The following is a 12,978-nucleotide window of genomic DNA, read 5'->3' on the forward strand; positions in this document are numbered from 1 at the left end:
TTATTGGAACGAGACGTGAAAGGCTTTCCATGGTCGCAAGCTCGGTTCTTGCCCGCATGTCCGGCCTGCGTCATTTCGTCGAGGTCGCCCAACAGAAGTCCTTTCGTGCCGCCGCCGATCGCCTGAACATCGCCCCCTCTGCCGTCAGCAAGCAGATCCGCAACCTCGAAGAGCATCTGGGGGTCGAACTGTTCCTGCGCGACCGGGGTCGTGCGGGGCTGGAACTGACCGAGGCAGGCCAGATCCTTCTTTATCGCTGTGCGTCCGTGATGAACGAACTGGCGATCGCACGGGACGAGATGAACGAACTGAAAGGCTTGCAGCGCGGGCACCTGCGGCTTGGCGTGAACGAGGTCATCGCCTCGGACCTTTTGCCGGGAATTCTGCGCGACCTGCATCGGAACTTTCCGCATCTGCAATATACGATCATCGTCGAAAACACCCCCGCGATCGTGAAGCGCCTGCATGAGGGCGACGTCGATATCGGCTTGGGCTACAACTTCCCGTCCTCTCCCGATCTGGAGGTTCTGGCCGTCCTGCATCGCAATACCTATCTGATTACCGGGCTCGACCACCCGCTTGCCCAGCGGCGGAAGGTTCGTCTGGAAGAGATTGCGGGCGAGAAGTTCATCCTTCCCGACAGTTCGGTGTCGCTGCACCACCTGATCCAGGATGCCCTCGTCCGCGCCAGAGTGGACGTGCGCGTGATCATGCACACGAACTCTTTCACGCTTCTGCGGCAGATGGTGCAGGAGGGCCTGGGTGTCAGCATGGTCATCGGACGTTTTCTGCAAACCAAACGCGAGCAACTGGCCTTCATCGGCGTGGACAGCCCTGGCTTTACCCACAAGCCGCTGTCCTGCTGCCGGGCGGCGGGGCGCACGCCCACCAGTTCCTCGATCGCCTTTGCGGCCTCGATCAAGGCGCTGTTTGCGCAGTACGGGGGCGAAACGCTTCAACGCGGCGACAGGGGTGAGCGGTTGTAGTTCTTGCAGATCAGATAGCGCGCCGGACTGCGCCCCAGGGCACCGAACCATTGCGGCACATGCGGCCCCATCCAGATCGCGTCGCCCGCAGTGACGGGATACCAGTCCCGATCCAACCTGTAGACCCCGCCGCCGTCGAGCATCAGCAGGCCATGTTCCATGAAATGCGTCTCGACATAGGCCAGCGAGGCGCCTGGCTGAAAGTTCATGATGTTGAACTCGAAGTCGAAGCTGGAATCCTCGGGCAGCATCTTCTGCACGACCAAACGATCATCACCGCGCAGCGGTCGGCCCGCGATCTTCTTCAGGCTGCCATGAACAGGGTTCGGCAAGGGTCCGCGCGGCAGGAACCGCCATTCGAAGACAACCGCTTTCGCTCCTGCCGTAAAGTGCAGACCGCCACCCAGGCCAGGCGGCTGGAAGCAAAAGTCCTCGGGCGACAGGACCGTGCCGTCGGTCAGGCGGGCATGGCCCTCGAGACAGAACAGGAAGCGCGCGATGCCCTTGGCCGGGGGTTGGGCCTCGTAAGCCTCCGCGCAACGCACGATCCCCATGGCCAGCTGCGCCCCCAGATCGGGCGAGATCAGCCAGGCCAACTCCGCGCCAGGCCAATCCGGCTGTGTGATCCATTCATGGCTTTCCGGTGTCAGCAATGCGTGGCGCGGCTTGATGTCGGATCGGGTCGCACCGAATGCAGCCAGGTGGTTCATGGTCATGTCCCTGCATCGGGCGCATGGCCCGCAAAATGTAAGATCAGCCCGCGCAACAGCGCGGCGCGGCGCCCCAGCGGTCCGACAAGCACATGTTCGCTGGGCGAATGCCAGTCACCCCCAATGGCGCCCAAGCCGTCAAGCGTCGGAATCCCCGCCGCAGACGTGAAGTTGCCGTCGCTTCCCCCGCCCGAGCGTGTCTCCAGCAGCGGCAGGCCAAGGCCCGCATTGATCTGTTGCGCGGTCCGGAACATCGCAATCGTGCCGCTGCTTCGGGCCAGGCAGGGCTTCTCGATTTCCCCGGATACCGTGACCCTGACATCGCCGTCATGCGGCTGATACGCCATGATCGCTGCCTCGACCCGCTGGCCTTCAGCATCGTCGGCAAAGCGCACGTCGATGTCGCAACTGGCGCGACCGGCAACGACATTGGGTTCGGTCCCACCGGAAATTCGGCCTATGTTGACGGTCGTGCCCCGGTCCAGATCGGTCATGGCGTCAAGGACCAGAACGGCCCGTGCCAGTTCGGAAACGGCGCTTCGCCCATCCTGGAAGGCCGAGCCGGCATGCGCCTCGCGTCCCGTAAAATCCAGGCGGTACTTTGCGCGCCCCTTGCGGAAGGTGATCGCCTCGTCGCCGCGAGCGGGTTCGGGGATCAGGGCCGCGCCGTGGCGCCGCGCCTCTTCCGCGATCAGCATCGAGGATGTGGGCGATCCGATTTCTTCGTCGCTGTTCCAGATCATCGTGACCGGCCCCGGCAGCGGCAGGCCTTCACGGACAAGACTGGCAATGGCCGCCAAGGCCAGAAAGCCGCCCCCCTTCATGTCGGCGATCCCTGGGCCATACTGACGATCCCCCTCGCGCCGGATTGCCACCGCGCCGGGCGGGCAGACGGTGTCGATATGGCTGGTCACAAGCACCCCCGGTCCCGGTCCACCCGCAAAGCGCGCAATCAGGTGCTCGCCCATACCCTCGCGGCCCGGAATGCGTTCGAGCCGAGGTCCAAGGGGGCGCATATCGGTCTCGATCAGGTCGATCAGGCGGGCGATGCCCTCGATGTCTCCGGTGGGGGTGTCGATCTCGACCCAACGCATCAGGCCGTTCAGAAGTGTTTCGCTGTCAAATCCTGTCATTTCTCAACTCAGACTGTCGGCATAGTCGCGCCAGATCGAGGGTTCCAGGTTCAACTGGCTTTCCGACGGATAGTGCTGCTGCCAGTGCGCCGCGATCTCGGTTCCTGTGGCTGCCCAGACACCGGGGTATTCCATGGCCTCGGTCAGGAAGCTGGCCAGATTGTCCAGCCGATGCGCCCAGCCGGACCGCGCGGGCGAGACGCACAGGTTGAAGTATCGTCCGCGCCGATACTGGGCACCGAACTCGGCGTGCCAGTTGCGCAGCAGCGCGACCGGTCGTTCCAGTCCCGTGCCTTCTCGCGGAAACATCAGGAAGAACGTGTCATCGAAGTGGTAATAATAGGGCAAGGCCAGAAGACTCTGGGCACGGCTGGCATCGGTCACCCACCAATAGGGCGCATCGTCGGCCATACCGTTGCCATAATAGGTATAGCCCGCATGGCGCAGCAGCCGGACTGTGTCATCCGTCACTGTTCCGGTGGCGAAGGCATCGTCGGGACGTGGCAGGGCAAACCAGCCTTTCGGTGCGGCACCGGTGATACGCGTCAGGATTTCCGTCGCCTTGCCGATAAGCGCGGCTTCCTGACCGGGCTGCATCAAGGACGGATCCTCGCCGATCAGGCCCTGTGCGGCGATCTCGTGGCCAGCCTCGGCGATCTGCCGGATGCGCGGCGCGAAAGCCTCGGCGACCAGGGCGGGGACGGCGAAGGTGGCGCGAATGCTCAGACGGGCAAACAGGCTCAGGAACGCATCCAGCCCCTCGTGCATCCCGAAATGCCATGTCGGATAGGCCAGATCCTTTTTCGTGATCCCCTTGCCCGCTGCGGCCGGGTTCAGGTTGACGGTCAGACCCAAGGCCATCTGCTGACCAAGGGGCCAGCTGATTTCGTGGTCGCGAATCCCCACCTCATCGCTGGTGGTATAGTTGTCCTTCCAAGGCATCGCGTCATCCCTCGATCTTGTGCAGGGGGTAATGGGTCAGGATATGGTGCGCGACCTCGGCGCAGGTCGGAAACCACACGCCCGGCAGGGTCTTCATCCGCTGGATCAGCCGCTCCAGCATGTCGACCCGCAGGGCATGACCCGAGACGAAGGGATGCAGCAGGAAATTCACATAGCCGCCGCGCCGGTATTCCTGCTCGAAGGCCTGCCACCAGATGTCGAAGACCTCGTCCACATCCATGATCCGCTGCGCCTGGTTGGGCGTGGCAAGCCAGCCGAAGCTGAAGAACATCGCGTCATCCAGGGCGTAATGGAACGGCAGTTGCAGGATGGGGTTCGCGCCTTCCTCGTCGTATTCGTAAAGCGGCATTCGGCTGGCGGAGGTGAACGAGTTGTAGAGCACGCCCTTGTTCCGCAGCAGCGCCTGCGTGTGGCTGGACCGCGTGCCGATCACCGGCTGTCCAGAAATCCCGGACAAGGCCGCCAGGGTGCGCGACAGATGCGCCTCCTCGATCACCGGATCGGTTGCCACATCATGTTCCCACATGTGGTCGGCCAATTCATGTCCGGCCGCCACGGCGCAATGCAGCGCCTTCGGATAAAGCTCGCAGATCCGGCCCGGCGTAAAGACCGTAACCTTGACATCCTGTCCGTCGAACATGTCGAGGATGCGCCATATCCCCACCCGGCCGCCGAATTCGCCCTTGGCGCGCTGGCCCCAGGGTTCGTTGAGCAGCCGCCGCAACAGCATCGCGTCGAAATCCAGGGTGAAGTTCACCGCGCATCTGACGCCTTCGGGCCAGGCCAGATCCGGAATGGGAACGCGCCGTCCGGGTTGGCAGCGCGCGGTTTGCAGCAGGTCGGCATAATCGGGGTCGATGGAGTTCAAGATGTCAGCCTTCGATAATGGTCTGCGGGCGCAGGCCGGCGCCGAACAAAAGAGCGGTCTCGGCGGCGCGCAGCCCGGCAATGACGGGATTGACAACCGGCACGCCCACGGCCCGCGACAAATTTTGCGCAAGTCCCGGCGCGAACGACATGGCAAGGCAACCCAGCACCAGCACTTCGGCACCGGCGGCCACGCAGCCGCGTGCCTGATCGACGATGGCAGGCAGGTGGCGGTCGGGATCGGCAATCAGCGCGGCGACTGATCCTCCGACACGGACCTCGGATAGAAACATCGGCTCGGCGCCAATGCCCCTGATGCGCCGCCGCAGTCCGGGCGGTGTCGGATCCGACGACAGGACCGAGAACCGCTCACCCAGTTGCAGGGCTGCCAGAATGCCCGCCTCGCCCGGTCCGATGACCGGCAGGCCCGAGATCTCGGACAAAGCCTCGACGCCCGGGTCGCTGAAACAGCCGATGACAACGGCCTGATGCCCCGAGGCGGTCCAGGTTCTTGCAGCATCGGCAAGATGGGGCACGACCATGGCGATGTCGCTGGCCTTTTCGATGGCAGGCGGCCCGTTCTGGGGCGAGGCGATCCCGACATCGCAGCCCGGAGCCCAGGCTTGCAGCATCGCCAGGCGCCGCGCCACTTCGGCCTGCCCTGCGGTGCGGTGCAGGGGACTGACAAGCTGGTAAAGCAGCCGGGGCCGACCGGCCAAATCGTCCGTCATTGGTCTTCCTTTCGGGTCGGTTGGGGCAAGCGCGTCAGAAGGCCCGCTGCAGGCCGACAAGGCGTTGCACCAGCACCACACCCACAAGAGACAGCAGGATCGACAGTGTCGCCGCCGCGGCCGCCGTGGGCTTGAATTCGTAGGTCAGAAAGTCGAACAGCGCGAGCGGCAGGGTATTCCCGCCAATCGGCTTCAACAGCAGCGAGATCGTGTAAAGATCAAAGCTGCTGATGAAGGCGAAGATCGCGCCCATCGCCACCCCCGGCATGACCAGCGGCAGGATCACCAGCCTGAAAGTCTGCCAGCCGGTCGCACCCATGCTGGAAGAGGCTTCCTCAAGGGACGGTGGCACCTGCCGCAGGGCGGCCGTGATCGAGACATAGGCATAGGGAAAGGCCATCAGGATGTGGCCGAACTGCAGCCCCAGAACGGTCTTGCCCAATCCGATCTTGTAAAGGAAGAACAGCAGGCCGACGGCCGTCAGCAGTTCCGGCACCAGCAGCGGCAAGGTCATGCCCAGATGGAACCAGCCGGCCATGCGGCCCGCCATCGCCTGCCCCGCCAAGGCCGCCATCACCGCTATGACCGTCGTGACGACCGCGGTGATCGCAGCAACGCGCAACGACATCAGCAGCCCATCGACCAGATCCTTGCGCGACAGGAACTCTTGATACCACTGCAACGAAAAGCCCTGCGGCGGAAACTCGATCATCAGGCCCGAGGTGAAGGACGCCCCGACGATCGTGACCAGCGGCATCAGCAGGAACACGTAAAGCGCCACGATCAGCAGGGAAAAGCCCAGCCCGACACTGCGGCCGCTTCCAAAGGTTGCACCGGCCGCGCTCATGCCTTGGCCCTTTCCATCAGCTTCGAGGTCAGCATCGTGAATGTCACCACCACGATCACCGTCGAGACCGACAGGGTGATTGCCAGCGCCGAACCGAAGGGCCACTGGAACGTCCCGGTCAATTCGCCCACGATCAGCGTCGGCATCACGCTGACCATCTGCCCGCCAAGCAGCGCCGGCGTCACATAGGCCGCGACGGCCAGGACATAGACCAGGATCATGCCCGGCTGGATGCCCGGAAAGCTGAGCGGCAGGATGATGTCGCGGAAGACCTGCATCCGGCTGGCTCCCATCGAGGCCGAGGCTTCGGTCAGGCTTTCGGGGATATTGCGCAGGGCATTGTTGATCGGCAGCACCATGAAAGGCACAAAGACATGCACCAGCGCCAGAACCACCAGCCCCTGCGTGAACAAAAGCCGCAGCGGACGTTCGATGATGCCCAGGGCCATCAGCGTCTCGTTCAGCGGGCCGTTCAGGGCGGTGACGATCATCCAGCCGAAATTGCGCACCAGGACGCCGGTCATCAGGGGCGAGACGATGCAGGCGTAAAGCAGGACGGCCTTCAGCCCGCGCGCCCGAGACAGATGCCAGGCGATCGGACAGCTGACGATCAGGCACAGCACCGTCACCAGCCCTGCGGTCAGCAACGAACGGGCCAGCACGCCCCAATAATAGCCGTCCCCCAGAATGCGGGTGTAATGCATTCCGGTATAATCGGGGCCGAACGGCTCGCTTGTGCCGGGCGTGCGAAAGCTCATCTCGATCATGTTCGTGATCGGCAGGATCATGAATACGAAGATCAGAACGATGGCCGGCACCGACAGCAGCAGTCGCAAGCGGGTCTTGGCGGTCATGGCGCCACCTCGGGCATCAGCCAGGCTTGTGCGCGATCCATCACGACCGCCGCCGCGTCGCCGACATGGACCGGCGTATTGGGCGCTGCCGTCAGCTTCAGCGTTCCGCCATCGGGCAGTGCGATCTCGCACAGCTGCGAGGCACCCACGAAGGCGCACTTGACGATACGTCCGGTGAAATCCGCCGCCTCGTCCGGGGCGGCCAAACGCAATGTCTCGGGGCGGACAAGCAGTTCCGCGCGACCGTTCAGGCCTGGGACGCCAGCCACTGTCAGCACAGTGCCGCCTGCCTCGATCCGGTATTGTCCCGAACCCTGTTCCGCGACCGACTGACAGGCCAGGAAATTGGCCTCGCCGGTGAAATCCGCCACATAGCGTTCGACCGGCTTCTGATAGATTTCGCGCGGCGTGGCGAACTGGGCAACGCGACCTGCTTTCATGACGGCCACCATGTCGGACATGGCCATCGCCTCGGACTGGTCATGGGTCACATAGAAGGCCGTGATCCCCGACTGCTGCTGCAGGTCGCGGATCAGCCACCGCACCTCGTCTCGCAACCGCGCATCCAGGTTCGCCAGGGGCTCGTCCAGAAGCAGAAGACGCGGCTTCATCACCAGTGCCCGCGCCAAGGCGACCCGCTGCTGTTGCCCGCCCGAGATTTGGCGTGGCAGACGGTCTTCCAGTCCATTGAGTCGAACCAGATCGACCGCTTCCCCGACGCGCCGCGCCATGTCGGGCTTGGGGCATTTCTGCAACCGCAGCCCGTAGCCGATGTTCTCGGCCACCGTCATGTGCGGAAACAGAGCATAGTTCTGAAAGACCACACCGAAGCCGCGACGGTTCGAAGGCAGCTTCAGGATGCTTTCACCATCCAGCGTGATGTCCCCGCCTTCAGGGTCCAGAAATCCCGCCAGACAGCGAAGGGTGGTGCTCTTGCCGCAGCCCGAAGGCCCCAAGAGCGTCACCAGCTGCCCTGATTCTGCACGAAGCGTCACATCGTCCAGGGCGACGAAGTCATGATAGCGCTTGTGCAGCTTTATTGCCTCGACCGTCGCCATGGTTCAGATCGTCCGTTCCCAAAGGTCGTTCAGCTTGCCGGAAACGGCGTTTGCATCGTCCCAGTCAAAGCGGATCGCCTGGGTCACCTGGTCGGCACTCAGCGGCCATTTCGCCACCGATTCGGGCAGTTTTACGATCTTGTTCGTCGGCGCGATCAGCCAGTTCTCGGCCATCCACAGCTGGATTTCGGGGCTGAGGACGAAATTCACATATTCCAGCCCCAGTGCCTTGTCGGGATGGTGCGCGAACACGCTGAACGAGTGATCAAATACCAGCATTCCCTCCTCGGGGATGACATAGTCAACCGGAACGCCCTGATCCTGCATGGCCTTCACCTCGCCCACATCCAGCGGCGCAACGGCAACCTGGCCCTGCATCATCAAGGGCGTGAGCTGCGAGGAATAGCCGATCTGCGGGAAGGGCGAGAGTTCCTTGAACTTGGCGACGGCGGTTTCCACATCGTCGCGGCCCGAGCCGAAATGTTCGCCCGCCCACAGGGCCATCATGACGCCAGCCGAATTGGTGATCTTGTAAAGCCCGAGCTGGCCCCGGAAGCGTTCGTGCCACAGGTCCGCCCAACCGCGCGGCGGCTCGCTGACCAGATCGGTGCGATAGGCCAGGATCAGCGGCGCCAGCATCCCGGTCAGTCCGGTATGTCCCTTGAGCTTCGCGGGTTCGATCAGGTCGGCCATGTTCGGAACCTTCTCGGGGGTCAGCTCCTCGAAATAGCCTTCGTTGCGAATCATCGCGGTGTAGCGTTCGTTCAACATCACCGACGCGAAAGGCGGAGTCTGCGGGCCCGCCGCGCGGAAATTCGCGATCCACGAGGTACCAAGCCCGATGTCCAGTTCGACGGGACGGCCAATCTGTTCTGCAAACTTCGGGATGACATGCTGGCGCCAGTCGTTTTCCCAACGTCCGCCAAACATGTTGACGATGAAGGGATTGTTCTGCGCAAAAGCTGGCACCCCCAGTGCGGCAAGCGCCGATGCGCCCGCACTTGCCTGCAGGAAATTGCGTCGCGACAGTTTCATCTTTTTCTCCTGTTGGTCGTGTTTTCGTTTGATTGGCGTTCCACACCCCCCGGGGGTGAGAGCGTGATCGGAATCACATCTCGATCTTGTCGGCGTCCAGGCGCAGGTCGATCAGGACGGGATCCCTCGATTCCTTGACCAGCGCGGCGGCCGTTGCCAGGCTGTCCGCATCGGACACCCTCTGCGCGCGAAGTCCCATCGCGGCCGCAACGGCGGCGAAATCGGGCGGGTCGATCATCGAAACGGCGACATCCATGCCACGGCTGGCGAGTTGGACATGTTCCGCGCCATAGCTGCCGTCGTTGCAGACGATGATGACCGTATTGGCATTCTGCCGCTTCAGGGTGGCCAATTCACCCAAACCGGACAGCAGGAAACCACCGTCGCCCGCGACAAGCACCGTCTTGCGGCCGCCGGCCGCTGTCGCGGCGCCGACCAGTTGACCCAAGCCGCAGCCGATCCCGCCAAAATGGCAGGTATAGACCAGGTTGAGCGGGTTGTTCACAGGCAGATTCCGCCAGGCCCTGGTCACGAAGCGGCCCAGATCCGCCACAAGCACACGATCTTCGGGCAATGCCTGGTGCAACCTGCGCAAGGCCCAAGCCATGTCGACCGTGCCGGGGGCTGTCACCCCTGCCGCAGGAAGGACCGCGAAGTTGCGGGCCTCTGCTTCAAGCGCGGCGCGCAGATCCTCGTCCGTCGCCCCCGATCCGGGAATTTCGGCCATGTCCAGCAATTTGATGATTGCATTGGCAGTCAGCGCCGGGTCGCCGATCAATTGCAGATCGGGGCGGTCCATCCTGAAATTCTCCTGAATGTCGGGCAGGATCTGGATGACGCGCTTGCCCTGCAGATAGGCGCCATTTTCCGTCGTGTGCTTGCTGAGACTGGCACCGAATGCCAGAATGCAATCGGATTTCATGATCGCGTCGGTGGCGACAGGATGGCTGAGACCGCCGCAGATGCCGAGATTGAAGGGCTCGCCGTCGAACAATCCCTGCGCCTTGAGCGTGGTCGCAACCGGGGCCTCGATCCGCCGTGCCAATGCCAGGATGGCATCCCGCGCCTCCGCCGAGATCGCGCCGCGTCCGGCCAGGATCAACGGGCGGCGCGCCGACGCAAGCATTCCAGCCGCTTCCTCCAGCGGCTCGAACGCTGCCGAGGCGCGGGGCAGTTCAGGAGGTAGAACAGGCGACGGCTGGCCTGCGTCGGCGACTTGCCATTGCAGATCAACCCGCATGTTGAAGACCACCGGGCGGCGCTGATGCGCGGCCAGCCGGAAGGCCCGTTCTAAATCCACCACGGCGGTATGGGCGCGCGCATTTCGACAAAACCGGCTCCGGTGGAAGCAACCACCTCTCGCTGGTCGATGTTCTGGAGATGTTGCAGATCGCCGGGCGGGGTATCGCCACAGAGCACCACCAGCGGAACGCCCGCGCGGACACCTTCCACCAGGGCGGTGACCACATTCGTCAGCGCGGGTCCATGCGTGATGGTCGCGACACCGATACGGCCTGACACCTGCGCATAGCCGACCGCCGCCAGGACGGCGTTCGCTTCATGGGTCAGTGGGATATAGCGGCCATGCCCCGTCTCGATATAGGACTTCACCATGAAAAGATTCGCGTCGCCGACCAGTCCGAACAGGTCGCTCACGCCCAGTTTGATCAACGAACCCGCGAGGAGTTGGTGAACTGTCGCGTTGGGACTGGCGTGCTGCATGGCTGTTCTTTGCGTCTGAAGTTGCCGCGATACGCACAGCATAGGGCCGAGAAGATCGTCAACAAAAGCGCAATATTTTCTTCTGAATGTTTCCGAAAAGAGTACAAACTGGGCAGAAGCGATCTGCTTGGATCATTTGCAGCGTCAATCCATCGCGAGGTCGCATTATATTATTCTGGCCGCATGATTACCTTTTTGTCGCTGGCACCTTCTTAGGCTCCAGACCCATTGATTTCAGGCTTGTGGCGTGCTTCATGTGTGGATGCCCCCGTTGGTGCAAGGTGTTTTCGGACGGCTTGAGCATGTGATCGGATGCTTTCATGTGTCAGGCCTGAAGGTGCGGCGCTGATCATGGCCGCTGGCCGGTATGGCGATACGCGGAGCAGAGGCACATCAAGCTCTCGGGCTTCCTAGCCCTTTGAATCATCCTGCTTTATCTGCTCCCGACCTTGCCGATCGATTGCCCTTACTGTTCGTCGACCTCCTCACACCCCACGTGTCCGACGCGGCCTGCACTCAGGCTGATGCCGTCGCCGGATTCTTGAAGTCCTTGTTTGTCGTCATTATGGTCCAGAGACCACGTGCCATCTTGTTGGCGAGGGCGATGGCCACCAGCATGCGCGGCTTCCTAGCCAGCATTCGACCGAGCCAGCTGCCGTCCGGCGCTCCCTTGCGGCTTGCATGTTGCACGACGGCCATTGCTCCGGTGATGAGCAGCCGACGGATGTCGCGCTGGCCCATCTTTGATGTTGCGCCGAGCCGCTGCTTGCCGCCGGTGGAATGTTGCCGCGGCACGAGACCGAGCCATGCCGCGAAGTCCCGCGATCGACGAAAGATGGTCATGGGCGGGGCGAAGGTTTCGATTGCCATTGCCGTAATCGGCCCAACCCCCCGGCATGGTTTGCAGCTTGCGCGTGCTGTCGGCTTCGGTGACGACCTTCCGCATCTGTCGATCAAGGTCGTTCACACGTGCGCTCAAGGCCTCGATCTGTTCAAGATAGAGCGTGCCCAGTTGGCGAACGGGTTCCGGCAGGCCTGTCTTCTCGTCGCTGATCGCGGCGGCCAAACGATTGAGATAGGCTGCCCCCGTCGGTGCAACGACACCATGTTCGGCAAGATGGCCGCGCAGCGCGTTGATCAGTTGGGTTCGCTGACGCACGAGCAGGTCCCGGGTGCGGAATAACATGGCACGTGCCTGCTGCTCTTCGGACTTCACTGCGACAAAGCGCATCGTCGGGCGCGATGCCGCTTCGGAGATGGCCTCAGCATCGGCGGCATCGTTCTTTTGCCGCCTCACGAAGGGCTTCACATAAATCGGTGGGATCAGCCGAACGTCGTGACCAAGCCTGGCGATCTCCCGCCCCCAGCTTTGGGCGCTGGCGCAAGCCTCCATCGCGACAACACAGCGCTGTCGGGATGCGAGGAAATCCAATACGCGAGCTCTCGGCAACTTCAGGCGGGAACGCCACCGATCCATCAGCCATCGCCCCGTGCAGTTGAAAAACCCTTTTGGCCAGATCAAGGCCGATGATGGCTACTTCAGACATGGCAGTTCTCCTCTCTTGGCTCCTGTGGTGGCTAACATTCGCATGTTGGCACCTCGGTGGGAGGGGGCATCCACGCCATCAAACTCCCAACTGTGGGAGGGATGATGAGCGAGCTTTACTGGCTGACGGAGGCGCAGATCGGGCGGCTACGGCCCTTCTTTCCCGAGAGCCACGGCAAGCCGCGCGTGGATGACCGGCGTATGCTGAGCGGCATAATCTTCGTCAATCGCAATGGCTTGCGGTGGTGTGACGCGCCGAAGGAATACTGGACCTGTCCCGGTTCTGTTCCGGTCAGGTGCTCATGTTAAGCGGCCCTCTGCTCGAAGGCCACGGGTGATTTCCAGCCGAGGGCTGAGTGTTTGCGGCGCGGGTTGTAGAAGCCATTGATGTATTCGAAGAGGGCGATCTCGACATCGCGTGGGAGTGTCCTGAACTTTGTGTATCTGACCGGCTCCATGCGGTTTCAGATACTCAAGCGTCGAAGCGCTCGCCGAACATTATGGCGAACTGGTTGCGGGCCGCAAA

At 62.7% G+C, this 12,978-nt stretch carries 13 protein-coding genes and 2 pseudogenes; 2 read left to right on the plus strand and 13 right to left on the minus strand.

What is annotated here, in order from left to right; all coding sequences use genetic code 11:
- The first annotated feature begins 29 nt into the window (after nt 1-29).
- Nucleotides 30-986, plus strand: a complete 957-nt coding sequence (locus ACTJI6_RS17990) for a LysR family transcriptional regulator (RefSeq protein WP_126154412.1) — start codon at nt 30-32, stop codon at nt 984-986.
- Here ACTJI6_RS17990 and allE read toward each other — a convergent pair.
- The 12 genes and pseudogenes from allE to ACTJI6_RS18050 form a co-directional block, all read right to left on the minus strand.
- The gene (gene allE, locus ACTJI6_RS17995) at nt 956-1,696 is read right to left on the minus strand and encodes a (S)-ureidoglycine aminohydrolase (protein ID WP_440802636.1); all 741 of its coding nucleotides are present in this window, start codon (nt 1,694-1,696) and stop codon (nt 956-958) included. The genes ACTJI6_RS17990 and allE overlap by 31 nt on opposite strands.
- Nucleotides 1,697-1,698: 2 nt before the next feature.
- The gene (locus tag ACTJI6_RS18000) at nt 1,699-2,829 is read right to left on the minus strand and encodes a M20 family metallopeptidase (RefSeq protein WP_440802638.1); all 1,131 of its coding nucleotides are present in this window, start codon (nt 2,827-2,829) and stop codon (nt 1,699-1,701) included.
- A gap of 3 nt (nt 2,830-2,832) precedes the next feature.
- A complete protein-coding gene (locus ACTJI6_RS18005) occupies nt 2,833-3,771 on the minus strand; it encodes a polysaccharide deacetylase family protein (RefSeq protein ID WP_440802640.1) in 939 nt (312 codons plus the stop codon).
- A gap of 4 nt (nt 3,772-3,775) precedes the next feature.
- Nucleotides 3,776-4,660, minus strand: a complete 885-nt coding sequence (locus ACTJI6_RS18010) for a polysaccharide deacetylase family protein (RefSeq protein WP_440802641.1) — start codon at nt 4,658-4,660, stop codon at nt 3,776-3,778.
- A 4-nt stretch (nt 4,661-4,664) separates the two neighbouring features.
- The gene (locus ACTJI6_RS18015) at nt 4,665-5,390 is read right to left on the minus strand and encodes an aspartate/glutamate racemase family protein (protein WP_440802643.1); all 726 of its coding nucleotides are present in this window, start codon (nt 5,388-5,390) and stop codon (nt 4,665-4,667) included.
- A gap of 34 nt (nt 5,391-5,424) precedes the next feature.
- Nucleotides 5,425-6,237, minus strand: a complete 813-nt coding sequence (locus ACTJI6_RS18020; protein ID WP_440802645.1) for an ABC transporter permease — start codon at nt 6,235-6,237, stop codon at nt 5,425-5,427.
- Nucleotides 6,234-7,091, minus strand: a complete 858-nt coding sequence (locus ACTJI6_RS18025) for an ABC transporter permease (RefSeq protein ID WP_440802646.1) — start codon at nt 7,089-7,091, stop codon at nt 6,234-6,236. Before ACTJI6_RS18025 ends, ACTJI6_RS18020 begins: the two co-directional genes overlap by 4 nt.
- Nucleotides 7,088-8,149 carry an ABC transporter ATP-binding protein gene (locus tag ACTJI6_RS18030; RefSeq protein ID WP_440802648.1) on the minus strand — a complete coding sequence of 354 codons (1,062 nt, stop codon included), beginning with the start codon at nt 8,147-8,149 and terminating at the stop codon, nt 7,088-7,090. The genes ACTJI6_RS18025 and ACTJI6_RS18030 overlap by 4 nt, the downstream gene beginning before the upstream one ends.
- 3 nt (nt 8,150-8,152) lie before the next feature.
- Nucleotides 8,153-9,184 carry an extracellular solute-binding protein gene (locus ACTJI6_RS18035; protein ID WP_440802649.1) on the minus strand — a complete coding sequence of 344 codons (1,032 nt, stop codon included), beginning with the start codon at nt 9,182-9,184 and terminating at the stop codon, nt 8,153-8,155.
- A 73-nt stretch (nt 9,185-9,257) separates the two neighbouring features.
- Complete coding sequence (locus tag ACTJI6_RS18040; RefSeq protein WP_440802651.1) at nt 9,258-10,487, minus strand: thiamine pyrophosphate-binding protein; 1,230 nt, start codon at nt 10,485-10,487, stop codon at nt 9,258-9,260.
- On the minus strand, nt 10,475-10,906 hold the full coding sequence (locus tag ACTJI6_RS18045; RefSeq protein ID WP_440802652.1) for a thiamine pyrophosphate-binding protein: 432 nt from the start codon (nt 10,904-10,906) through the stop codon (nt 10,475-10,477). The genes ACTJI6_RS18040 and ACTJI6_RS18045 overlap by 13 nt, the downstream gene beginning before the upstream one ends.
- 516 nt (nt 10,907-11,422) lie before the next feature.
- Nucleotides 11,423-12,453 (minus strand): annotated as a pseudogene (locus tag ACTJI6_RS18050) (IS110 family transposase).
- A gap of 104 nt (nt 12,454-12,557) precedes the next feature.
- Between ACTJI6_RS18050 and ACTJI6_RS18055 the strand changes: the two are divergent.
- Nucleotides 12,558-12,719: pseudogene (locus tag ACTJI6_RS18055) on the plus strand (transposase); the annotation flags it as partial.
- Nucleotides 12,720-12,757: 38 nt separating this feature from the next.
- Here the strand turns inward: ACTJI6_RS18055 and ACTJI6_RS18060 are convergent.
- Nucleotides 12,758-12,910 (minus strand): IS3 family transposase, encoded by a 153-nt coding sequence (locus tag ACTJI6_RS18060; protein ID WP_440802654.1) that lies wholly within the window; start codon nt 12,908-12,910, stop codon nt 12,758-12,760.
- Nucleotides 12,911-12,978: the final 68 nt, after the last annotated feature.

The sequence above is a fragment of the Paracoccus sp. 22332 genome (genome assembly GCF_052045125.1).
Lineage (GTDB): Bacteria > Pseudomonadota > Alphaproteobacteria > Rhodobacterales > Rhodobacteraceae > Paracoccus > Paracoccus haematequi_A.

What these genes read in the sequence shown, in the direction of transcription:
- ACTJI6_RS17990 (WP_126154412.1), top strand. Translation starts at nt 30, where the DNA reads ATGGTCGCAAGCTCGGTTCTTGCCCGCATGTCCGGCCTGCGTCATTTC.
- allE (WP_440802636.1), bottom strand. Translation starts at nt 1,696, where the DNA reads ATGAACCACCTGGCTGCATTCGGTGCGACCCGATCCGACATCAAGCCG.
- ACTJI6_RS18000 (WP_440802638.1), bottom strand. Translation starts at nt 2,829, where the DNA reads ATGACAGGATTTGACAGCGAAACACTTCTGAACGGCCTGATGCGTTGG.
- ACTJI6_RS18005 (WP_440802640.1), bottom strand. Translation starts at nt 3,771, where the DNA reads ATGCCTTGGAAGGACAACTATACCACCAGCGATGAGGTGGGGATTCGC.
- ACTJI6_RS18015 (WP_440802643.1), bottom strand. Translation starts at nt 5,390, where the DNA reads ATGACGGACGATTTGGCCGGTCGGCCCCGGCTGCTTTACCAGCTTGTC.
- ACTJI6_RS18020 (WP_440802645.1), bottom strand. Translation starts at nt 6,237, where the DNA reads ATGAGCGCGGCCGGTGCAACCTTTGGAAGCGGCCGCAGTGTCGGGCTG.
- ACTJI6_RS18025 (WP_440802646.1), bottom strand. Translation starts at nt 7,091, where the DNA reads ATGACCGCCAAGACCCGCTTGCGACTGCTGCTGTCGGTGCCGGCCATC.
- ACTJI6_RS18030 (WP_440802648.1), bottom strand. Translation starts at nt 8,149, where the DNA reads ATGGCGACGGTCGAGGCAATAAAGCTGCACAAGCGCTATCATGACTTC.
- ACTJI6_RS18035 (WP_440802649.1), bottom strand. Translation starts at nt 9,184, where the DNA reads ATGAAACTGTCGCGACGCAATTTCCTGCAGGCAAGTGCGGGCGCATCG.
- ACTJI6_RS18045 (WP_440802652.1), bottom strand. Translation starts at nt 10,906, where the DNA reads ATGCAGCACGCCAGTCCCAACGCGACAGTTCACCAACTCCTCGCGGGT.
- ACTJI6_RS18060 (WP_440802654.1), bottom strand. Translation starts at nt 12,910, where the DNA reads ATGGAGCCGGTCAGATACACAAAGTTCAGGACACTCCCACGCGATGTC.